Source organism: Eubacteriales bacterium mix99 (genome assembly GCA_038396605.1).
Taxonomy (GTDB): Bacteria; Bacillota; Clostridia; order Caldicoprobacterales; family DTU083; genus UBA4874.
Genome location: CP121690.1, coordinates 2,011,057 through 2,034,237, shown reverse-complemented (window position 1 = coordinate 2,034,237; position 23,181 = coordinate 2,011,057). Strand labels below are relative to the sequence as shown.

Annotated in this window: 23 protein-coding genes; 1 reads left to right on the top strand and 22 read right to left on the bottom strand. The window is 48.9% G+C overall.

Annotated features, from left to right (window positions below):
• Positions 1–60: 60 nt before the first annotated feature.
• The 3 genes from QBE55_08975 to QBE55_08965 form a co-directional block, all read right to left on the bottom strand.
• Positions 61–324, bottom strand: coding sequence for a hypothetical protein (locus QBE55_08975; GenBank protein WZL77690.1), 264 nt, complete (start codon positions 322–324; stop codon positions 61–63).
• A gap of 103 nt (positions 325–427) precedes the next feature.
• On the bottom strand, positions 428–967 hold the full coding sequence (locus tag QBE55_08970; protein ID WZL77689.1) for a GNAT family protein: 540 nt from the start codon (positions 965–967) through the stop codon (positions 428–430).
• A 134-nt stretch (positions 968–1,101) separates the two neighbouring features.
• Positions 1,102–1,374 (bottom strand): HPr family phosphocarrier protein, encoded by a 273-nt coding sequence (locus QBE55_08965; GenBank protein WZL77688.1) that lies wholly within the window; start codon positions 1,372–1,374, stop codon positions 1,102–1,104.
• A 408-nt stretch (positions 1,375–1,782) separates the two neighbouring features.
• Here QBE55_08965 and QBE55_08960 point away from each other — a divergent pair, with 408 nt between their 5' ends.
• Positions 1,783–3,168 carry a glycine--tRNA ligase gene (locus QBE55_08960; GenBank protein WZL77687.1) on the top strand — a complete coding sequence of 462 codons (1,386 nt, stop codon included), beginning with the start codon at positions 1,783–1,785 and terminating at the stop codon, positions 3,166–3,168.
• 183 nt (positions 3,169–3,351) lie between these two features.
• Here QBE55_08960 and QBE55_08955 read toward each other — a convergent pair whose 3' ends face one another.
• The 19 genes from QBE55_08955 to QBE55_08865 form a co-directional block, all read right to left on the bottom strand.
• The gene (locus QBE55_08955; protein WZL77686.1) at positions 3,352–3,540 is read right to left on the bottom strand and encodes a ferredoxin; all 189 of its coding nucleotides are present in this window, start codon (positions 3,538–3,540) and stop codon (positions 3,352–3,354) included.
• Between the two features lie 101 nt (positions 3,541–3,641).
• Entirely contained in the window at positions 3,642–5,414 is a 1,773-nt protein-coding gene (gene hflX / locus QBE55_08950) for a GTPase HflX (GenBank protein WZL77685.1), read from the bottom strand.
• A gap of 72 nt (positions 5,415–5,486) precedes the next feature.
• Entirely contained in the window at positions 5,487–7,232 is a 1,746-nt protein-coding gene (polX, locus tag QBE55_08945; protein ID WZL77684.1) for a DNA polymerase/3'-5' exonuclease PolX, read from the bottom strand.
• Positions 7,233–7,446: 214 nt separating this feature from the next.
• Entirely contained in the window at positions 7,447–8,019 is a 573-nt protein-coding gene (locus tag QBE55_08940; protein WZL77683.1) for a manganese catalase family protein, read from the bottom strand.
• 19 nt (positions 8,020–8,038) lie between these two features.
• Positions 8,039–8,296 carry a spore coat protein CotJB gene (locus tag QBE55_08935; protein WZL77682.1) on the bottom strand — a complete coding sequence of 86 codons (258 nt, stop codon included), beginning with the start codon at positions 8,294–8,296 and terminating at the stop codon, positions 8,039–8,041.
• A complete protein-coding gene (locus QBE55_08930) occupies positions 8,293–8,505 on the bottom strand; it encodes a spore coat associated protein CotJA (protein WZL77681.1) in 213 nt (70 codons plus the stop codon). Before QBE55_08930 ends, QBE55_08935 begins: the two co-directional genes overlap by 4 nt.
• Before the next feature lie 128 nt (positions 8,506–8,633).
• Entirely contained in the window at positions 8,634–9,701 is a 1,068-nt protein-coding gene (locus QBE55_08925; protein WZL77680.1) for a dihydrodipicolinate synthase family protein, read from the bottom strand.
• Positions 9,701–10,717: an NAD-dependent epimerase/dehydratase family protein gene (locus QBE55_08920; protein ID WZL77679.1), complete on the bottom strand. Its 1,017-nt coding sequence runs from the start codon at positions 10,715–10,717 to the stop codon at positions 9,701–9,703. The genes QBE55_08925 and QBE55_08920 overlap by 1 nt, the downstream gene beginning before the upstream one ends.
• Before the next feature lie 6 nt (positions 10,718–10,723).
• Positions 10,724–11,389: a TetR/AcrR family transcriptional regulator gene (locus tag QBE55_08915; protein WZL77678.1), complete on the bottom strand. Its 666-nt coding sequence runs from the start codon at positions 11,387–11,389 to the stop codon at positions 10,724–10,726.
• Positions 11,390–11,496: 107 nt separating this feature from the next.
• Positions 11,497–11,838: an STAS domain-containing protein gene (locus QBE55_08910; GenBank protein WZL77677.1), complete on the bottom strand. Its 342-nt coding sequence runs from the start codon at positions 11,836–11,838 to the stop codon at positions 11,497–11,499.
• 253 nt (positions 11,839–12,091) lie between these two features.
• Positions 12,092–13,003 (bottom strand): carbohydrate ABC transporter permease, encoded by a 912-nt coding sequence (locus QBE55_08905; protein ID WZL77676.1) that lies wholly within the window; start codon positions 13,001–13,003, stop codon positions 12,092–12,094.
• 15 nt (positions 13,004–13,018) lie between these two features.
• Positions 13,019–13,972, bottom strand: coding sequence for an ABC transporter permease subunit (locus tag QBE55_08900; protein WZL77675.1), 954 nt, complete (start codon positions 13,970–13,972; stop codon positions 13,019–13,021).
• An 87-nt stretch (positions 13,973–14,059) separates the two neighbouring features.
• Positions 14,060–15,841 (bottom strand): ABC transporter substrate-binding protein, encoded by a 1,782-nt coding sequence (locus tag QBE55_08895; protein ID WZL77674.1) that lies wholly within the window; start codon positions 15,839–15,841, stop codon positions 14,060–14,062.
• Positions 15,842–16,268: 427 nt separating this feature from the next.
• The gene (locus QBE55_08890; GenBank protein ID WZL77673.1) at positions 16,269–16,679 is read right to left on the bottom strand and encodes a hypothetical protein; all 411 of its coding nucleotides are present in this window, start codon (positions 16,677–16,679) and stop codon (positions 16,269–16,271) included.
• A gap of 233 nt (positions 16,680–16,912) precedes the next feature.
• On the bottom strand, positions 16,913–18,733 hold the full coding sequence (typA, locus tag QBE55_08885) for a translational GTPase TypA (protein WZL77672.1): 1,821 nt from the start codon (positions 18,731–18,733) through the stop codon (positions 16,913–16,915).
• Positions 18,734–18,822: 89 nt separating this feature from the next.
• Positions 18,823–19,941: a PRK06851 family protein gene (locus QBE55_08880; protein WZL77671.1), complete on the bottom strand. Its 1,119-nt coding sequence runs from the start codon at positions 19,939–19,941 to the stop codon at positions 18,823–18,825.
• 112 nt (positions 19,942–20,053) lie between these two features.
• Positions 20,054–20,269 (bottom strand): cation transporter, encoded by a 216-nt coding sequence (locus QBE55_08875; GenBank protein ID WZL77670.1) that lies wholly within the window; start codon positions 20,267–20,269, stop codon positions 20,054–20,056.
• A 38-nt stretch (positions 20,270–20,307) separates the two neighbouring features.
• Positions 20,308–22,545 carry a heavy metal translocating P-type ATPase gene (locus QBE55_08870; GenBank protein ID WZL77669.1) on the bottom strand — a complete coding sequence of 746 codons (2,238 nt, stop codon included), beginning with the start codon at positions 22,543–22,545 and terminating at the stop codon, positions 20,308–20,310.
• Positions 22,546–22,585: 40 nt separating this feature from the next.
• Complete coding sequence (locus QBE55_08865; protein WZL77668.1) at positions 22,586–22,852, bottom strand: metal-sensing transcriptional repressor; 267 nt, start codon at positions 22,850–22,852, stop codon at positions 22,586–22,588.
• Positions 22,853–23,181 lie beyond the last annotated feature (329 nt).

Genomic DNA, 23,181 nt, shown 5'->3' with positions numbered 1-23,181 from the left:
GATATCCCTTCCTTTACGATATCTGATTATAACATAAAATACCCAGATAATACAATTTTCCTATAGATGAATTTGTTTCCTTGTTTCCCCTTCCACCTTTCCGACGGCATAGCCAAGGGAAAAGCTCTGCATCATTCCCCCGGCGATAAAACCGATCAGCAGGGCCTTTTCCTCCCTGCTCAGTCCGATGTCACCTGCCACCATGAATTCTCCGGCCTTTTCTCCGGCAATCAGGTGAATCGCCTGTTTTGTTCCCGTATAAGGACCATTCAGTTTTCGGTTGGCCTCTATGGTATATTCCTTGATGCGATCTCCGGTCCGCAATGTTCCCACCCTTTCGTACAAGCTAGTTTAATGATTCCCTAGGATTTACATTTTATACCTGATTCTACAATGCGTTTCCTACAAAAGACTTGTCACATGGAGATCATTTCTGAAGGAATTTGGCCATCAGCACTTCATCTACCCATCGATTTCTGAAATAAAACTGTTCCTTCCGGCAGCCTTCCACAAGAAAACCCATTTTACGATACAGGGAAATCGCACGGACATTGGTGGAAAATACACTGAGACATAACTTATGATAATTTCTTTCCTTTGCCCAATCCATTCCGTAGGCCAAAAGCGCGGACCCAATTCCCATAGTCCGCGCTTCTTTGATCACATGAATCCCCAAAGTACAAAAATTTCGGGACTTTTGAGACATTCCTCCTGCAAAAACAGCAATTCCTCCGACGATCCGGCTATTCAAAACAGCCACCGCGATCAGATTCCTGGAGCGATCCAGATGCCGTATCATTTTCTCCTGCTCCGGAACGGACCGCACAGCATGATCTTCCAGAAAATAGATCCCTTCCTGACATACTTCCTCCAGGGTCTCCAGAAATGCTGCGGCATCCTCCGGATAGGCCGGCCGTATGATCAGATTTTCACCGGTGCCTGTCATTGAGTGCCAGGACTTCCACACGGCATGGACTCCTCCCGTCAATTACAGAATCTGTTCTTTACTTATTATTTATTCTATAGAGAAAGTATGAATTCCTGGCTGTTTCAATTTATTTCCAAAATGTGAGATCTTCCGGCTATTTATTCATGGGTTTTTTATTCCTCTTCTTCAGAAAAGTTGTTTTCTATCAGCTTGCTGATTTTGTAAAGAGCTGCGACTTCATCAGGACCGCTGACCTGGATCTTTATCCTGGTTCCCTTGAAGATCCCCAGGGCCAATACAGACAAAAGGCTTTTAGCATTTCCTGTTTTATCGTCCCGGATAATGCTGACATCCGACATAAAGCTGCCTGCTGTCTTGATCAGCATGGCAGCAGACCTGGCATGCAGTCCGGTTTCATTCTTAATGATAAATTCCTTTTCAATCATGTTTCCCCACTTCTCCGTTCTAATTCGTATTCAGATAAAGTAACCGGCAGGTATCGGTTCCTGATTTGCCCCGGTCCAATCCAGCCTGATGATGATTTAAAATTATTAGGTATATTGTACATGATCTTTGCAAAAAGGGCAAGTTATACTTGACAATTCTCTCGTATTTAGCAATAATGAGTCTGAAGATAAGCAGCTTTGACGGGAAGGAGTAGTATCTGTCCCTTGTCAGCAGAGAACCGGGTGGGGTGGAAACCCGGCGGCAGGCAGATAGGAAGGCATCCCCGAGCTGCAGGAAAAAGAGGATTCCCTCTGGGAATCAAAAAGGGTGGAACCGCGGAAGACAAGTCTTTCGTCCCTTTATGGGAAGAAGGGCTTTTTTATTGCCAGGAAAGGAGACAAACGTCGATGGAAAACAAGATGGAAAAACTGATCGCTCTTTGCAGGGGACGGGGCTTTATTTACCCCGGCTCGGAAATATACGGCGGCCTGGCCAACAGCTGGGACTATGGCCCGCTTGGAGTGGAATTCAAAAACAACGTGAAACGGGCCTGGTGGAAAAAATTCATACAGGAAAGCCCGTACAATATCGGCATGGATGCTGCCGTGCTGATGAATCCAAAGACCTGGGTGGCATCCGGTCATGTGGGAAACTTCAATGATCCGCTGATGGACTGCAGGGAGTGCAAGGCACGGTTCCGTGCAGACCAGTTAATTGAAGAGGATATGATAAAAAAAGGGGTGTCCGACGGTACGGCGGACGGATGGTCCAATACAAGGATGGAGGAGTATATCCGGGAAAACCATGTTATCTGCCCGGAATGCGGCAAGTCCAACTTTACTTCCATCCGTCAGTTCAACATGATGTTCAAAACCTGGCAGGGAGTAACGGAAGATTCCCGGTCGGAACTGTACCTCCGGCCGGAAACTGCTCAGGGCATCTTCGTAAACTTCAAGAACGTGCTGCGTTCTTCCAGAAAAAAGATCCCATTTGGGATCGGACAGATTGGCAAGGCATTCCGGAATGAGATTACCCCCGGGAATTTTACCTTCCGAACCAGGGAATTTGAACAAATGGAGATGGAGTTTTTCTGCAAACCGGGAGACGATATGGAATGGTTTCATTACTGGAAGGAATTCTGTAAAAACTGGCTTCTCGATCTTGGACTGTCCGGGGAACATATCCGGCTGAGGGATCATGAAAAAGAGGAACTATCCCACTACAGCAAGGCAACAACGGATATTGAGTACCGGTTTCCTTTTGGCTGGGGAGAACTATGGGGAATTGCCAACCGTACGGATTATGACCTGAAGCAGCACGCAAAATACTCCGGGGAAAATCTGAACTATCTGGATCCCGCCACCAACGAGCAATACGTTCCTTACTGCATTGAGCCTTCCCTCGGGGCAGACCGGGTTGCCCTTGCTTTCCTGAGCGAAAGCTATACAGAAGAGACGCTGGACAACGGAGACAAGCGCGTCGTAATGAAGCTTCATCCCGCCCTGGCGCCTTATCAGGCAGCCATCCTGCCGCTCACCAAAAAACTTCGGAAACCCACAGAAGCTCTTACCAGAAAACTGGCCGGAAAACTCAATGTGGACTATGATGAAATCGGCAGCATTGGAAAGCGGTACCGCAGGGAAGATGAGATTGGCACTCCCTTCTGCATCACCGTGGACTTTGACACACTGGAGGATGATACCGTAACCATAAGGGATCGCGACACCATGGAACAGATCCGCCTTTCCACCAACGAATTGATCGGCTGGCTGGAGGAAAAAACGGCTTTTTAACAAATGCCGTCTACCGCTGCAGGCGGTAAGAGGAATCAACCCAAAGTACAAAATATAGTTTGCACCCGGAAAAGGAGAGGAAATGTCGAAAACGGCATTCCCTCTCCTTCTTTTCTGCTGCGAAACCTGCGCTTTTCCATATTCTCTGGACTACCTCATCCTCCGCGCATTTTGCAGGCTTGCTCAAACTTCCCCGATGGCTTCCGTAGGACAACTTTCGATGGCCTCCCGGACCGAGTCCTCCAGTTCCGTCGGAACATCCTCTTCTATGGCTTCAGCCTTCTCGTCATCCCCCCAGTGAAATACATCCCCGCAGGTGCTGATGCACAGCCCGCAGCTGATGCACAAATCCGGATCCACATGTGCTTTCAAAATAATTCCTCCTCATATTGTCATGTTGAAGTTCCCACCAGAAAACTGTCTCTTGTTACTCGCAACACACATAAATCTATATTACCCCAGCCCGGTATCGATTAAACCATTTTTACAAAATTTTTAACCCTGCCGTACAGGGCATCATCCACTTCAACCTCCATCCGAACGCCGTTTTCCATAAATTCCTCCGCAAGAATATTGCCCTCCTCATGGAGCAGGGATCGGACGGTCCCGTGGTCATACGGCACAACCAGCTGCAGATGATGGGTCTGTCCCGGCAGATTTTCCCGGATCAACGCAAGAAGCTCCTCCAGTCCTTCCCCATTGCGGGCGGAAAGGAATGCCTGCGGCTTTTCAACGGGAAGCATGGCCGGATCCGTCACCGTATCCATTTTGTTGTATACCGTGATGATTTTCTGAGATGCTCCCAGCTTCCTCAGCACCCGACGGACCACCGCCATTTGATCCATCAGGTTCGGCGAACCTGCATCCACAATATGCAGCAGCAAGTCTGCCTTTACCACTTCCTCCAGAGTCGAATGAAAAGCCTCCACCAGATCATGAGGCAGCTTATCAATGAAGCCCACGGTATCAATCAGAAGAAACCGCCGGCCATCCGGCAGGCTGATTCCCCTGGAAACCGGATCCAGCGTGGCAAACAGCTTATCTTCCACCAGGACGTCGCTGCCGGTCAGGGCATTCAGCAGTGTGCTCTTTCCGGCATTGGTGTAGCCGGCCAGGGCAACAATGGGAATCCTGTGCTTTTCGCGCTTTGTCCGCAGGGCGCCTCTTCTTGCCCGGACCTTTTCCAGCTCTGTTTCAATTTCATGAATCCGCCTATAAATGTGGCGCCGGTCGGTTTCCAGCTTTTTTTCCCCCGGCCCTCTTGTGCCAATGCCTCCGCCCAGCCGGGAAAGAGCAATCCCCATGCCGGTCAGCCTTGGAAGACGATATTTGAGCTGGGCCAGTTCCACCTGCAGCTTACCTTCCCTGGATACGGCATGCCTGGAAAAGATATCGAGAATAAGTGCGGTGCGATCAATTACCTTCACCCCCAGTATGTCCTCGAGATTTTTGATCTGCGCCGCGGAAAGCTCATCGTCCGCTATTACCAGATTGGCATTCCGGGACTGACACAGAAGTGCCAGTTCAGACGCTTTTCCCGTTCCGATATAAGTGCCCGGTTCGGGTGCCTTCCGGTTCTGCGTGGTTTTGTACAGTACTTCTGCACCGGCTGTCCTTGCCAGTTCCTCCAGTTCATAGACCGATGCAAGCCCTTCCCCATGATCATCCAGGCCGATAAGAACCGCCCGCTCGTCTTCCTCCGTCGAAGGACGAATCGCCGCAGGAATGCCAATCAGCGGATCCCGCCTCCGGATCTCCCGCATCAGGTCCGTACCGCAAAGCTCCTCCATGGGAACAGGCCCATAAATCGTGCAGGGCTCCTCCGATTCCCCGGGGGGATTCAGAAAAGCCGTATAGCTCTCCGAAAACACTCCGTCCCGGACCCCTATGGCAGTTATGGCATCAAACCGCATTTGCCGAAGGGAATTCAGATCCACCCGGGACAGCCTTCCGCTGCCGTCGGGATGGGTATGGATGCATCGGGTTCCGCTCAGGCGCGTCTCACTTCGCCGCAATCCTTTGTCGGGCAGGGAGACCTGATCGTGTTCCCCGATGGAAACGTCCAGAATCTCTCCTCTTCGGTTCAGAGTAACGGATATCTCCCGATTGATCTGACCGGTCCATTCACAAAGCAGCCGGATCAGTTCCTCGGAAAGATAATCTTCCCTGTCCACTGATCGTTCATTTATACTTTCCAATCGGGATAGATCGTGTTTGGATAATCCCGTTGTATTCCCATTGATCATATTTCATCCCTGCCTTTCTGCTGAACCTTTCTTATCCGCCCGCCTGTATCATACCTGGTCCATCGAAAAACCTCAAAGGATTTTCCGGTTATAATCAAGCTTTCGCTTTCTCAGAAATTCCTTCATGCCGGCCGTATCCAGGCAATTCAATATGTCCTTTCTTTCACACCAGCCTTTTCGGGCCACTGCCGTGCCAAACCCCGTATTGGAAATTTCGGCTACACTGTGAGCGTCCGGATTGATTATCAACCGAATGCCCATTTCCCTCACTTTTTTGCACCAGCGCCAGTCCAGGTCCAGCCGGTGGGGATTGGCGTTGATCTCGATTACAACTTCCTTTTCTGCCGCCTTCTCCAGAATGCGTTCCATTTCCAGTTCATATCCGTCCCGGGACAGAAGCAGCCTGCCTGTCGGATGCCCCAGAATTGTGGTGTGCGGATTCTCCAGTGCTTTCAGGATCCGATTGGTCATGCTGCTCCTGTCCATGCGAAAATTTGAATGAACCGATGCAATCACAAAGTCAAAGCAATCAATAAAATCATCCGGGTAATCCAAGGATCCATCCGGAAGAATATCAGATTCGATTCCCCTGAAGATATGGAAATCGTCCCATCCTGCATTGAGCTTATCGATCTCTTCCTGCTGCCGGATAACATCCTCTTCCTTCAGGCCCCGGGCATAATAGGCAGAACGGCTGTGATCCGATATCCCCATATAGTGATATCCCTGTCTGCGCGTCTCCTCTGCAAGAGCCATCAGGGTATCACTGCCGTCACTGTACCGGCTGTGCATATGAAAGATTCCCTGAAGATCCCCGCTCTCCACCAGCTTTGGCAGCCTGTCCTCCAGGGCCGCCTCGACTTCTCCCGTATCCTCCCGTAATTCAGGAGGAATATAGGGCATCCCCAGGGCCTGGTATATCTCTTCTTCGTCTGCACAGGAAACCCTTTGTCCATCTTCTCCGCGGAACAGACCATATTCATTCATTTTCAGGCCCATGGACTTTGCCAGATGCCGCAGCCTGGTGTTATGCTCCCTGCTTCCCGTAAAGTGCTGAAGGGCATAGGGATATTGTTCCGGAGATACCACCCGCAAATCCATGGCAATTCCTCCCTGCAGGCGGACACTGGTTTTGGTCTCCCCCTGTCCGGTAACATCCGCCACATCCGGCAGGGATACAAAATACTCCATGACATCCTTCGGCCGGTCCGAAGAAGCCAATATATCAATATCCTTTACCGTCTCCCGGCTTCTGCGCAGACTCCCTGCAATCTGTATCGACTGGATCTGCGGACAGTTCCTACCCTTTTTCAGGATGGAATAAGCCATTACACCGGCTTCGGAAAGCAAATATCGGTCGGCTCCGGTACGGACATGGGCAATCCCTTTCAGAATATTTTGCTGCGTTTTTTCCCCAAACCCGGGCAGACCCACCAGACGATTTTCCCGACATGCATATTCCAGCTCCCCGATGGTGGTAATCCCAAGTGTGTCATAAAGGGCACGGACTTTTTTGGCGCCCAGACCCGGAATCTTCAGAAGCTCGAACAAGCCGGATGGAAACTCTGCTTTCAGGTCTTCATAATATTTTAAATGCCCTGTTGTCACCAATTCGCTTATTTTTTGTTCCAAAGCCTTTCCAATGCCCCGGACATTGCCCAGTCTGTTTTCCTGAATCAGGGTTTCCAGATCCTCGTCCAGGGACTCCACGGCTCTGGCTCCATTTTCATAAGCACGGGTTTTAAACGGGCTTTCCCCTTTCCATTCCAGATAAAAGCCAATTTCATTCAGAATATCCGCTACGATATGTTTGTCCAATCCATCCGCTCCTTCTTTCAGAATATCGAAAACCTGACCAACTTTCGTTCTTTACATATTATAAACGGATTTGTCCCGTCTCACTCAGCAAAGACTCCAATCATCTGAATGGTCCGGCAAAGCCCCTTCAATGGCATTAATAATAGTTATCGGCAAAAAAGTCTGAAAAATAACAATGGCCCGTAAAAACGGGCCATTTATCGTGCCTCCTGAATTAATAGTACTTTTTCCTGTCCTGCTCCTCATACAGCTTATTCAGAATTTCGCCGAAGCGCTGGTAGTGGACAATTTCCCTCTCCCTCAGCCAGCGGAGAGGATCAATGACATCCGGATCATCCGCCATATCCAGCAAATTTTCGTAGGTTGCCCTTGCTTTCTGCTCGGCTGCCAAATCCTCTGTCAGGTCCGCAATGGGATCTCCCTTTGACGCAAAATAGGCTGCGGTAAAAGGTACCCCTGTGCCGGTAGCGGGCCAGTTGGAACGCTCATGATCCGCATACCACGGACCCAATCCGGAATCCTTGAACTCATCCGCGGGTGCGTCTTTCATCAATTGGTGAACCATCGAACCCACCATTTCAAAGTGGGCAAGTTCTTCTGTTCCGATATCATTCAACATAGCGCTGGCCTCCGGGATCGGCATATGATATCGTTGGTTAAGATATCGCAGGGATGCTGACAATTCTCCGTCAGGACCACCATACTGGCTGATTACACAGCTGGCCATTCTTGGGTCCGGGTTTTTGATCCTGACCGGATACTCCAGTTTTTTCTCATATAACCACATACATCATACCTCCTATCCCTCAATTTATGTCCCAGGGCCATGGGTCATTGATCCACTGCCATGGACACCTGCTGCCGGAACCAAAGCCAAAATTAATGAGAGGGCCGTACATTCTCTCATATTCCTGCTTCAATGCGGCTATTTGCCCGGCATAGGCATTAAAATCGTTCAAAGCTCTTTGATTGTCGGGATGACTGTCAAGAAACAGGTTTAATTCCACTGCAGCAAATTCATATGCCCGGATTTTATTAAGAAGCGCCTGTTTTTGATCCATCATTGCAATCCCTCCTGACATCTCATCATATACGGCATGACCAGATCCTCAAAAAGAGTGCCCTGATGAAGGGCTTCCTCCGGTGAAAGGACTCTCGCATACGGCTGATCCAGCACGTAAGCTCTTGCCAGTTGACAGTTTGGCTGGGCGGGAAACCGTGTCTGCACGGAATCCTGTCCCTCCGGCTGCTCCTGATAATCTTCGTACGCCATACAATGCACTCCTTCCTATGATCCAATGCGATATCTACATCTATATGTTATTCCATATCCATGAAATAAGTGCATGATGACAGGTAAATGACAAAAACAGCAGAATGCGGATCATAAGGAGAAGGATATTACGATCGTTCCAGCCACTTCTTTAAATTTTCCCTTACAAATTCATCGTCATTCAGGTGAGGATACATGCGCATCACCCGGTCAATTTCCTCCGACTGACCCGGGGAAAGGGTTTCCTCCGCATCCAGGCACCAGATGCCTTTCATCAGGCCCTGCCGCCGAAGCACTTCATGAACTCCGGCAATACAGCCTTTGAATTCGTTGGCCGTATCAAAGAAAGCGGCATTGGCGTCGGTTACCTGCGCAGCAAGCGTCAGAAGCTCTGCGGGAATGGCATCCTTTTTTCCTGCTTCCTTCAGCCGTTGAAAAATTTTCACTGCCGTATGGGTCCACACTGCCCAATGGCCCAGCAGTCCCCCTGTAAATCTCTGTTTGTATTCCTTCCCGCCCCTGCAGAACCGATATTCGGTAAGCAGATCCATGACAATGTGATCGTCATTTCCCGTATACAGGGCAATGTCCTCCCTGCGGTCTGACAAGGCCACGGCACGTACCACGTCAATGGTCTGGTATCGATTGAAGGAGGCGCATTTGATGCCGATCACGCCGGGAATATCGCAGAGTCTCTGCCAATAATCATAGGAAAAAATCCTGCCGCCTACCGAAGGCTGAAGATAAAAACCCACAACCGGGAGCACGGAAGCCACTTCCTCCGTGCGCCGGATCAAATCGTTCTCACTCAGCTGCGCCAGTCCTCCGGGGCTCAGCAATGCAGCATCATACCCAAGCTTCTGTGCCAGCTCCGCCTCGCTTACGGCCTGATCCACAGGCCCGCAGACGCCCGCCACCCGGAATATCCCTTTCCCGGTTTTCCCTTCACAGGCATCCATTTCTTCTGATGCGATCTTCAGCACCGGCTCCAGCAATCCAATCCGGGGATCCCGAATGGCAAACTGCGTTGTATGCACCGCCACCGCCAGGCCTCCCGCCCCGGCATCCAGATAATATCGGGAAAGAGCCCGCTGTCGCCGTTCATCCAGCTTCCTGTCCGGATTCAGTGCAAGGGGATGAGCCGGGATCACCGTGCCTTCCCGAAAACGTTTCAGGGCATCCTGTCGAATTGTCATCAGTATTTCCCCTTTCTTTCCTCAAAATGAGTCGGCTTATTCAAGGTACGCCCGCCGGACAGAGTCCATTCTGCCTGCCACTGCAGCATGGTCCGCAGGGAAACCGACGGATACCCAAAGGTTTTCATTGCTTTCGAAGAGTTATTCAGAAATGCACTGTCCGATTCCTCCCCTTCAAACCGTACTTGCTTATGAAGCAGCTTTCCCAGCTCCGTGGCAGCAAACCGTACGGAAACCGTTTCCGGACCGGTAATGTTCATCCGCTCTGCCGGGCTTGCGGTATGAAGCAGGGCACGCAGGGCCATTTCGTTGGCATCCCCCTGCCAGATGCAGTTAAAGCACGGCATGTTCACGGATACCGGCTGGCCTGCCATGATATCGGATGCAATATCACAGAGTACGCCATACCGAAGATCAATTGAAAAGTTCAGGCGATAAAAAAATACAGGGGTGTGATACTTCAGGGAACCATATTCAAATACCCTTTCCCTTCCCAGGCAGGACATGGAATACTCCCCGTTTGGCATGGGAGACGTCTCTTCCGTTGCCCCGCCGGACCAGACAGGCAGCATGGGATAAATATTTCCTGATGAAAAAACAACAATATTGGAATGTCGGTATCGTTCCGCCACCAGGGCCGGCAGCCAGACATTCATTGCCCAGGTTCGGGACTCCTGCCCTGCTGTACCAAATTTTCTGCCTGCCATGTAAATCACATTTTCTGCATCCGGCAGGGAGTCCAGCGCTCCCTGCTCCAGCAGATCCACGGCAATCGTTTCCACCCCGTTGTCATTCAACAGCTTCGTGGCGAGGGGATCCGTAAACCGTGATACTGCAAGAATTTTTTGTCCTCTGCCCGCCTTTTCCACTGCTTTTTTCGCCAGAAGACTCAGGGTAGGCCCCATCTTTCCCCCGGCTCCCAGGATCATAATGTCGCCTTTGATTTTTGAAACATCCTCCAGCAGCTTTTCTGAAGGAGTCGTCAGGAACTCGTTCAATGTCTCTTCCTTCCACATGAAATTTTACCTCCCGTTTTTGTTTGATGGTTTCTTTTTCCTGTAATCCTCCCTGCATAAATACGACAGCAGGATTTCAGTAACGTGATTCACTCTTTTGTTCAGATCTTCCGCTTTGTCCATCGACATCCCCAGCAGTTTGGAAAGGGTATAACGATTTGAAAAATAAGGGAAACTGAAGGTGATGAGAGACAGCAGGAACTGGTCTTCCTCCACCGATTCCCGGAAGACGCCTTCCGCCTTTCCTTTCCGGATGACTTTTCGGATTTGTATCAAAGATGGGTCCCGGGCGTCCCTGAAATCGTTTTTTTGAAAATGTTTTCCCTGATTCAGGTTTTCCCAGAGAATCAATCTCACATAGGTGGGGTTCCCCTGAAGAAATTCAAAATGCAGCCGAATCAGCTTCTCCATCGCCTCAATGCAGCCCATATCCTGTGTCAGCAGTCCCACCTCCTGCTCCCCAAGCCTGCCATACACATGAACCAATACGGTGCGGTACAGCTTCTCCTTTCCGCCAAAATATTCGTAAATCATTCGCTTGTTGATGTCTGCCCGTTCCGCAATCCGATCCACCCGGGCTCCATAAAACCCTTTTTCTGCAAATTCCAGTTCTGCCGAATGGAGGATGTTTTTTCTGGTCCGGACAGAATCCCTGATTCTCGCTGCTGTCAATCCAACCCCTCCCATAAGTAACTATCTGGTTACATGATATACAGGGAAGCCCGGAAAGTCAATAAAAAAGTAAAAAGGGCAAAAAAAATAAGCAGTTGTTTCACCGCTTATTTTTTGGCCTCCGGCCAGTCTCCGGTTTTCGACTCCTCTGCCTTGCGAATCTCCATCAGCTCATCCATGCGGGTAATCTCCAGAAATTTCTGTATCCCCAGCTGGGGATATTCCAGAATCAACTTTCCACCCCGTCCTTTCATCCTTTTCAGCAATGTTATGAATAAGCCAAGGCCTGAGCTGTCCATAAAATCCACTCTGGACAAATTGACGACAGCCTTCCGGTCTGCAGGCAATAGATTATCTATAATGGTTTTTCGGATTTCCTGTGCGTTGCTGAAGGAAATATCCCCTTCCAGCTCAATATAGACCGTATCCTCCCTATGACATACTTTCATTCACTCACTCCCACTCATTTCCATGGTACAATTCCCACGGACTTTTCCCCCGGATCCGCTCTATGATACATATAAACAAACCATCCTGACTGAAACGGCCCTCTCCATATTCTATCCTATGCTCTTTCTGCTTACCGCATGAATCCAAAATTTTTCCATTTTAGCCTGTGTTATAGTCATAAACAGAAAACCTGTGAACAATAGAATCATCAATATCTTAACACAATTTTGCAATCTTTCACCCCATTTTCCGTCATCCTTTCAAAGATCCCACAAAAACACCTTTTGTAAAGTATTTCTGGAGGAACGGATAAATGCATAAAACAGGCAGAGTGGAAATAACAATCGTGCAGTACTTGATCAGTTCCCTGTATGCTGTGGTGCCCTGTACGCTGGAAACAACAATTTGTGTACCGCCGCTGGTGGCACCGCCGGCAGTGTCATTTTGCACAAGAATTTCCTTTATCACCAGTTGCAGTGGAAAACGCTCGCGGTCTTTCAGCAGAATCATTGGATTGAACCAGGAATTCCAGTTGCCTACAAAGTAGTAAAGCAGGATTACCGCCAAAACAGGCTTGGACAATGGCACTATGATTTTGAATAATATATATGCCTGTGAGGCTCCATCAATTTCAGCTGCTTCTTCCAAATCCTGCGGAACGCTCTCAAAACCGGTGCGCAATACAATCATATTCCAGGTGTTCAGTGCCGTTGGAAGAATCATGGCCCACAGGTTGTTGTAAAGCCCGATGTTTTTCACCAGCAAAAACCACGGAATCAGGCCGCCGCTGAAAAACATGGTGATCGTAATGATAACCATAAGGGCTTTTTTCCAATACAGACTTTTTCTTGAAAGCGTATAGGCCCCCAGAATTGTGAATGCCATATTGAAAAGCGTTCCAAGGCCCACATACACCAGGGTATTGCGATAACTCGTGAGGATCTTGGAATCCTTCAGCAGTACTTTGTATCCTTCCAATGTGGAAGGAGCAAGCGGAGCGAAAAGTACCCCTCTGTGAGTAGAAAGCCTGGTTGGATTGCTGAAGGAAGCCATAACAACATGCCATACCGGATAAAGACACAGTATGGTTATTATCAGGAGCAACAGCACGTTAACGATGTCAAAAACCACATCAGCACTGGTTTTTCGTTTATATCCTGTCATGTAATTCGTACCTCCTTACCAAAGGCTTGTTTCGGAAAATCGTCGGGAAATCGCGTTTGTAAACAACAATAAAATAAAATTAATAACCGAGTTAAAGAGCCCGACAGCGGTTGAAAAGCTGAAGCTCCCCTCCCGGATTCCCCTGCGATAAACATAGGTGGAAAAAACATCTGCTGTTTCATACGTCAATGGATTGTACAACAGAATAATTTTTTCCCAGTTGGAATTCATCATGCCGCCAACAGCAAAAATAAGAAGAATCAGAATAGTGGGACGGATACCCGGCAGCGTTATATGCCATATCTTTCCTACCCTTCCGGCACCGTCCAGATCAGCGGATTCGTAAAGTTCCGGAGAGATATTTGACATGGCAGCAAGGTAGATAATACTGTCCCAACCCATATTCTGCCATACACCGGAGAGAGTATAGACAGGCCGGAACAAGCCGGCTTCCCCGAGCAGGGAACGATTTGCAGTGGCTCCGGTAAAAAAGGAAATCAGATTTGTCAACAGCCCGTAAGGCTGTGTGAAAATGTGAATGATACCACAAATGACCACAATGGAGATAAAATGCGGCATATAGGTAATCGTTTGAACAGATTTTTTAAAAAATCTTCCCCGCAGTTCGTTAATCATGATCGCCAATAAAATCGGAATTGGAAACCCAATTGCAAGGCACCACAGGCTTAGCAGGACCGTATTGCGAAACTGCCGGCCAAAATCCGGGCCGGATATAAAATCCCGAAAATGCTGAAGCCCAACCCATTCGCTTTTTGCAAACCCCAAAAGCGGTTTGAAATCCTTAAATGCAATCAAAACACCCCACATCGGGCCATAACAGAAGACAATAAACCAAATCAGGACCGGTACAAAGGCAAGATACGGAAACCAGTTTTTATGAAAGTCCCTCGCAATTTTGCCTTGCCTGACAGGAGCTGTACCCTTCCAGGTACTCATCGGAACAGACATGCTTATCCTCCCTTCCCTGTTGCAAACAGAAAGGCCGTTAAATAAAACAATGCACCTATTCAACGGCTTCTTCTGCAACTCAAAAATTTACCGGGCCATATAGCGGTCGTATGCAGTCTGATGAAGACTAAGGAACTCTTCCAGGCCAGCACTTTCCGCCTTTTTTTTGAATTCGTCAAAAGCATCCACAGAAAGCTGGCCCATTATTATTTTGGCAAAGTATTCCTTGCGCATGGTGTCCAGCTGTGTAGCAATCTTTGCTTCACGGGAAGCTTCCTTTGTTGTAAAGGAAATCGGAGGCACAGCGTGTTTTGTTTCCATATTTTCCGTCCAATAAGCACGGATATCACCTGAATAGCTGCCCTCCTGTATAATCAATGGATTGGAGAAATGTTCATCACGGATATTGGGCCCGCCATGTACACGGTATTTCCAGATCAAATTCGCCAAAGGCTGCTTGTCCGGGTCATTATACATGAGACTTTCCTTATGATAATATGGGCGCCCCTCTTCATTTACCAGATGCACACTTCCGTATTCCCCCCAGTTCAGCATTTCCCAGCCCTTTTTCGTATAACCGAAGTCCAGCCAGGCCATGGCAGTATCCACGTCTTCACACTGCGTTGTAATTGCTGTGGGGCGCCCTGTATTCGCCCAGTTTTTATATCTGGTCTGCGGGGTGTCGCCCTCTTTTAAAACGGGATTGAGTATGCCAACGAAGTCTTCATCCAGGTCACCGGATTTCCAGAATCCCCACATGGTATCAGGAGAATCCATCATCATGGCGCAATCATCGGAGACCGCCTCCGCCATGCGCTGATTGAAGTCTGCTGTGGTCCAGTCCGCATTGATCAGCCCCATGGACTGCCACTTTGCCATAAGTTTCAGATATTCTTTCGCCTTTGGCTGCTCGGGACCCCAACCGATTTTGCCGCTATCGTCCACAAAAGTCCAGTCCCAGACACCATAGGCTCCGTTAATGATATCAGTGAAAATCTGACCGTAAGTGGAACCATAATTCAAAGGCTCCTTATAACCTTTTGCCTTTGCAGCAACCAAAAAATCTTCCCAATCCTGTATGGTAACAATGTCTTTTGCCTGAAAACCGGTTTTATCCAGAGCCTCCTGCTTGACCAGAGCGCCAAACCACATCCACTCGGGATAAGGTGAAAGACCATGGAAACCCAAAAGCTTGCCATCGTCCGTAACCGTTGTTCTTCTGCGGTTTTCATCCGAAGAACGGAATTGCGCATAGTTGGGCGCTTTTTCTTCCAGGATATCCGTCAGATCCAGATAAGCACCGTCCTGCCAGCCTGCTGTCAGTCCCCCTTTATATTTGTCGGCTTCCACAATTATGTCGGGAAGATCACCGGAGGTGATCATGATGTTAAACTGATCATCTTCCTGTCCTACTACCGGGGAAGTAAATTTTACCTTAATGCCTGTGAGTTTCTGAGCATGCCCATAAACCTCAAAGTCGTCCAAAGACGGTATCAGCGTGGACAAAAATGCATCAATCGGCATCCAGACTTCAATGGGCTTTTTATTGTTGTCAGGATAAGCAGAATAATCAGAAGGAATTTCCGTCTCATAAAGGTCCCCCAAATAACTGTCGTTTAACGAGTCGTTTACCGCATCGATTGTCTTCTGATCAGGGGAAGTGTTGCCGCGAACAGCATCACTGAGGTCTTCATCGCTGTTCGAAGCGGGGGAAGTCTTATCCCCTGAATTCTCTGTGTTGTTCTTTGGTGGGCCTGCAGAATCCGGCGTTGCATCCGATCCAACATTTTTGTCGGAATGGGAACAAGCCGCAGACGATAGAATCATCACAGCAACCAACAAAGCAGACAAGAGCTTTTTTGCTTTCATAAACCTTACCTCCCTGATATTATATTTTTTTGAACAAAATTGTATGCGCAAAGGCTTCCGCCAGCGCCTGCAATTTTCGTATCAAACAATGCCGCATGCATATACAGGAAAGGAACAATAATTATGGTTTAATTCATAAACACTGTATCAAGTATTTTGTACTTTGTCAACATAAAAATGTAGATTTATTTGTCCATAATAGTGCAAAAAATTCGCTTAAATCAAATAATAAGTCGAAAAGAAAAACAAAAGCCAGGATCTTTGGAAAGAAAGCAATGATTCCGCAGAGTAATATAGCCAGATCATAAATGATAAGAAAGGGAAAGATATTGTGCAGAATGTCTGCTGAAAAAGGCACCACAGAAATGGGAAACGACTGCAAAAAGAAAGCCAAGGAAATCTCCCTCGGCTGAAGCATCTGCTTTTCCTATGCGATGTATTCCTTCAGAAAAGCCGGTACGCTATCAGGATTTCCGTTCATTGTTATGGTAAAGCGTATATCGAATCTGTCGGACAACTTCTTTACATCGAAAATGAATCGCTCAATCTCCTTTTTGTCCTTGCCAATGATGTCCAGAAGCCCATCGATGTAAATCTGATCCGTATCATAGTTGCGTGCAATAATTCCCGCAAGGAAACCATAGAAAACATTCAGCTCCCGAATGCCAAATTCTCTGGCGTTGATGAACCGGATCCTGTGGTTGAGCTCAATCATGTGCCGGTTCTCTCCGTTGATGAACACAATCTCGCCCTTGCATTCCTTCAGCGATTTGTTCGCCATCTCAACCAGAGTTTTGGTCTTCCCGGTACCCTTGGGACCAATGATAAACTTTATCATGTGAACCGCCTCCCATTATAGATTATATTAGGGACTTCTACTGATTTCATTATAACATAGCTCCCATCCAGTTGCCATAGAAAAAAGCCCCAAATAATAAAATTGTATGCTGTATGCCTTATCCATGATGTGGTTTGCTAACCATAGCGTATCCAATAAAATATTTATTATTACGAAAAAGCGGAGGGAATACCATATTTTCTCTCCGCTCCGACTTTACTCTTTTTACTGTCTTACCGCATCCGGTTCAGGGATTTTTTCCTTTGGGCGGTATTCAGCATCGCCTTGCGAATCCGGATATTTTTAGGCGTAATCTCCACCAGCTCGTCTTCGTCAATAAACTCCAGGGCCTGCTCCAGGCTAAGATGCTTCGGTGCAACCAGCCGCAGGGATTCATCCGAGCCGGAAGCCCGCATATTGGAGACATGCTTTCTCTTGCAGACGTTGACCTCAATATCACCCTGCCGGTTGTTTTCCCCGACGACCATGCCTTCATAGACTTCCACACCCGGTCCGATAAACATGGTACCCCGGTCCTGTACGTTGAAAATGCCATAAGCCACGGACACTCCCGTTTCAAATGCCACCAGGGAACCCTGGTTCCGAGTTTCGATATCCCCCTTGCAGGGCTCATAACCGGCAAAGATCGAATTCAGGATTCCTTCTCCGCGCGTATCGGTCAGGAATTCGGGGCGATACCCAAACAGGCCCCGGGCGGGAATGGTAAACTCCAGCCGCACGCTTCCATTGTTGCTGTTCACCATATTGATCATTTCCCCTTTGCGGGAACCTAATTTTTCAATGACAATTCCGGTAAATTCCTCCGGGATGTCAATGGTAAGCCTCTCCATGGGCTCATGAAGCTTTCCGTTAATCTCCTTATAAATCACGGTAGGCTTGGACACCTGAAATTCATATCCCTGTCGGCGCATGGTTTCAATCAGAATGGAAAGGTGAAGCTCGCCCCTTCCGGAAACACGGAATGCGTCCGGCGAATCCGTTTCCTCCACCCGCAGGCTGACATCGGTATATGTCTCCCGGAACAGGCGGTCCCTCAGATTGCGGGAGGTGACATACTGCCCGTCCCGCCCGGCAAAAGGACTGGTATTCACTGAGAAAGTCATGGAAATGGTCGGCTCGGAAATTTTGACAAAAGGCATGGGATCCGAATGGTCCACTGCACAGATAGTTTCTCCGATATTGATCCCTTCCACTCCGGAAACCGCCACAATATCTCCCAGCTCGGCATTCTCCACGGCAATCCGCTTCAATCCTTCAAATTGATACAGGCTGGTAATTTTCACCCTGCGCTGATCCCCGTCCACATTGCACAGCAATGCCTCCTGACCGACCTCAATCCTGCCCCGTTCCACCTTGCCGATTGCAATCCTGCCGACATAATCGTTATAATCAATGGTGGAAACCAGCATCTGAAGAGGTCCGTCCAGATCCCCTTTGGGTGCCGGAATATACTTCTGAATCAGATCAAACAAAGGCTGCATATCCCTGCCTTCCTTATCCGCATCCAGAGATGCCGTTCCGTCTTTGGCAGAGGCAAACACAAAGGGGCAGTCCAGCTGATCTTCCGTAGCATTCAATTCAATAAACAAATCCAGTATTTCATCAATCACTTCGTGAGGTCTTGCCTCCGGCCTGTCAATCTTATTGATGACCACGATCACCGGATGCTTCAGCTCCAAAGCTTTTTTCAGGACAAATTTCGTCTGCGGCATGGGCCCTTCAAAGGCGTCCACCAGCAACAGAACCCCGTTTACCATCTTCAGAACACGCTCCACCTCACCGCCGAAATCCGCATGGCCCGGAGTGTCGATAATATTTATTTTAATGTTGTTGTGCCGGACCGCAGTGTTCTTGGACAGGATGGTGATTCCCCTCTCCCGCTCCAGGTCATTGGAATCCATGACCCGGTCCCGCACCTGCTGGTTTGCACGGAATACACCGCTTTGGCGCAGCATCTGATCCACCAGTGTGGTTTTCCCGTGATCAACGTGTGCTATGATTGCTATATTTCGTATGTCATCTCTTGTGAACATTTCATTTCCTCATTTCTCAAACTATAAAATCTCGACAAACTAATATTTTACCACAAAAGCACCTCTTTTACAAGAAATTTTATTGGCTTTTATTGATATTGCAGGATTTTGTGCAATACTTCGTCCCTTTTCTGCCGAACCCGGTCGTAATCCATGGATTGAATATAGAATCCTTCGATTTCGTCGTGGGCGGATTTGGCCCGTGCCAGATGATCCACGGCTTTGTGCAAAAGATCACGGGATCGGGCTTCGGCATCTGCCTGTTCCGGTCTGTATTCCTCCCGGGCATCCTTTTGGATGCAGTCATCCAAATCAATTTCCGCAACCGGACGGATTCCCTCCGGATTGCCCAGGCCAAAGGGACAGGGCGGACTGTTGTTCACCACAGCCGTTTGAATGTCCGGAATCAGCAGCATATCCAGTTTGTCCTCCTCCGGTTCATAGGGACAATGATATTGCTCCGTAAAAAGGCCCAGCTCTTCCGCAGACCGCGCAATGCCCGCGATCATCTGCCGGACACCGGTCCCCGGCTGTCCTTTGACAAAGAAAATCCTGCTGCTTTCCCTCAACAGGGTTTCCCGGTAATTCACCACTCCTTTTGGAGTAATGGCCGATCCAAACAAATGTCTGCTCTTTGGGGCACTCGGCTTAGAGACCGTCCCAGCCTCCAGCACGTTTTTCCGAAGTGATCCGAGAATCCGATAAGTCTCCGCCCGATTTACCGTTTCCTGCACATAACTTTCCCATTCCTCATAAGCAGCCCGGGACTGACGAAGCAAGCTGAATGCGATTTGAAAGAGCCGGCCGACCTTCTGATTCGTGGAAACGATTTCGTCCCTGTGTCGAATGATCTCCTTTTCCTCCCAATATTCACCGAGAGAAATGATCTCATCCACTGCGCCGGGGTTTTCCGGATCATTGATATGAGGCGCCGTGCCGTCCATCAGCGCCACTTTCAGGGCAGGGATCACCAGACCATCCAAAGAATCCGGGTCGGTGGGACAATGATGATATTCCACGTCATAACCCCTGTCCACGAGCTCCTGACTGATCGCCATCATAAATGTGGATTTTCCGGTGCCGGGTCCGCCTTTCAGAATAAAAATCCGGTTCGCATCCGGCCCAATCATGTACTGAAAACAGGAAACAAAGCCAGTCGTTGTATTTCCTCCGGGAAACATCCTTCTTATCTGTCCTTTTTTATCCAATTTATTTCCTCCTGTCCGGGAACCTGTGGTTCCCGTTTTATATTATGTGTAAAAAAAAGAATTGCCCATGGTCTGCAAAGACTTTTCCCGGGCAATTCCTTTTTCCTGAAATTTATTGGATATCTGTGACTTCGTATCCTGCTTCCCTGACTGCATTCCGGATGCTATCATCCGAAACCTCGCCCGTCAGTTTGATTACTGCGGTTTTCTTCTTCCGGTTTGCTTTCGCAGACTTTACCCCATCCAATCCCTTCAGAGCTTCTTCCACATGTTGCTCGCAATGGCTGCAAGTCATTCCTTCCACAAATACCGTTTTCTTTTCTGCCATTTTTATCACCCTTTCTTCTTTTCCCAAAGTCCTTCCCTTTATCCGCGCAAAGGCCGGAATCGTTTCAGCCGCAATGCATTGGTCAGAACAGATACCGAGCTGAACGCCATGGCGCCTGCTGCGATCATCGGGTTTAAAAGGGGCCCGCCGAACAGATACAGCAGTCCGGCTGCAATCGGTATCCCGGCGGAATTATAGGCAAATGCCCAGAACAGATTCTGCCGGATATTCCGGATCGTACGCTTGCTCAGTTGAATCGCTGTGGGAACATCCTTGAGATCGCTTCTCATCAGGACGATATCAGCGGATTCCATGGCTACATCCGTACCGGAACCAATCGCAATGCCGATATCCGCCTGGGCCAGTGCAGGCGCATCGTTGATCCCGTCTCCCACCATAGCTACCTTTTTCCCTTCCTGCTGCAGCTTCTTCACTTCCACTGCCTTATCCTGCGGGAGCACTCCTGCCAATACCCGGTGGATTCCCACCTGATCGGCAATGGCCTCCGCGGTTCTCCGGTTGTCTCCGGTGATCATTGCCACTTCAATCCCCATTTGTTCCAGTGTCTCCACTGCCTTTCTGCTGCTTTCCTTCATCACGTCCGCCACTGCGATGATGCCTGCCGGGTTGCCGTCCACCGCAATATACATAGGGGTTTTGCCTTCTCCTGCCAGTCGGTCATAATCCTTCTGCATCGGAAAAGCAATGTTCCGATCATCCATCAGCTTCTGGTTGCCGAGAAAAACCTTCTGCCCCCGGAGAACCACTTCAATGCCCTGCCCGGGGATCGCTTCAAAGCTCTCCGGCTCCAGCAATTCCAGGTTTCGCTCCCTGCCCAGCCCGACAATTGCCTCGCCCAGCGGATGCTCGGAATTTTTCTCCGCAGAAGCGGACAGGAGCAGAAGCTCCTTTTTCTCCATCGGACCGGCCGGAAGAATATCCGTTACCTGCGGCTTGCCTTCCGTGATAGTCCCGGTTTTATCAAGCACAATGGTCCGGATCCTATGTGCCGTCTCCAGCGCTTCGCCGCCCTTTATCAGGATCCCGTACTCCGCGCCCTTTCCTGTACCTACCATAATGGCTGTAGGTGTAGCCAGCCCCAGCGCACAGGGACATGCGATGACCAGCACGGAAACAAAGATGGTGAGGGCAAAGGAAATCGGCTTGCCGGACAACAGCCATGCCAAACCGGCAATGACGGCGATTGCCATGACAATCGGAACAAAATAGCCTGCGATGATATCCGCTGTCCTGGCAATAGGTGCCCGGGAGCCCTGGGCTTCCTCCACCAGTTTGATGATCTGCGCCAAAGCCGTATCCTCGCCCACCTTTGTGGCCTGGAACCGAACCGTGCCGTTTTGATTGATGCTGGCACCGATAATGCTGCAGCCCTTATTTTTTTCCACCGGGATGCTCTCGCCGGTCAGCATGGATTCGTCCACAGAAGTTCTGCCTTCCACCACAATTCCATCCGTCGGGATCTTTTCTCCCGGTTTTACCACCAGAATATCCCCGACCTTCACTTCCTCAATGGGAATCACCGTTTCCCCGCCGTCCCGGATCACGGTCGCCGTCTTCGGAGCCAGTCCCATCAGTTTCCGAATCGCTTCCGATGTCTTGCCTTTCGTCACGGCTTCCAGGTACCTGCCCAAAAGAATGAGGGTGATGATGACGCCGGCAGACTCAAAGTACAAATCGTGTACATACTCCACCCTGCCGTTCCCGATCTGAATCATGGCATAGATTCCGTACAGCAGGGACGCACTCGTTCCCACTGCAATCAGCGAATCCATATTGGGCTCTCTTCGGAATAAGTTTCCAAATCCTACGGTATAGAACCGATATCCTGCAATCATCACCGGAAGGGCCAGTGCCAGCTGCACCAGAGCAAAGCGAAGGGGATGCACATCCGGATGGATCGCACCCGGTACGGGCAATCCCATCATATGACCCATTGCAACATAAAGCAGCGGTACGGTAAAAACAAGGGAAACGATAAATTTCCGCCAGAGGGTCTTTGCCTCCTTTTCCCTGCGCTCCCGTTCCCTATCCGCCTGACCTTTCGTTTCAATCTCCATTGCCTTGTATCCTGCCCGGGATACGGCATCCTGTATCTGTGGGATCCGGACCTCATCCGGATCGTATACCACGGTGGCCCTTTCCGTTGCCAGGTTGACAGAAGCTTCCTGCACGCCATCCAGCTTTGTAATTGCCTTTTGTACAGCCCTGACACACGATGCACAGGTCATTCCGGTAATCTGTAATGTCTCTTTCATATCTGCTTCCCACCTTTCCCTTTCAAATACCGGTAACACATTACTTTGCGTATTTATCGATCAGATCAATCACTTCCGTTACTTTCTCATCCCCGTTGCCTTCCAGGAAAGCTTCCTTCACGCAATGACGAATGTGTTGATCGATTATTTGTAAATTTGCCTTTTTCAGGAGAGCCTGTACGGAAAGAATCTGTTTGGATATATCCACGCAGTAACGATCCTCCTCCAGCATCCGGATAATTCCGTCCATTTGTCCCCTTGATGTTTTCAACAGATTGAGGACCTGTTTTTTATCCCCGCATTCCATATCTATCCCTCCGTTTGGTTTTCTCTACCCCACCCCCTATGCGGTGGGGCTACTTTCATTATACACCACATTTTCCCCATGTCAAGGGCTCTGTTATCTATATAACCCTTCTTACAGCAATAAATCCATGTAATATAGAAAGGGTGGATCAAAAATTCAGGTCCATTACTCATGTATACAATATATATTATGAGATATACAGAGCAAAACGAAGAATATTAGTAATAAACACGTAAAATGCCATACTATATCTATTATTGGCTCCTATAAGCAAAAATATTACATTTATCAAAATGTAAATAAGAGTATAATGAGAAGATGTTCTGATT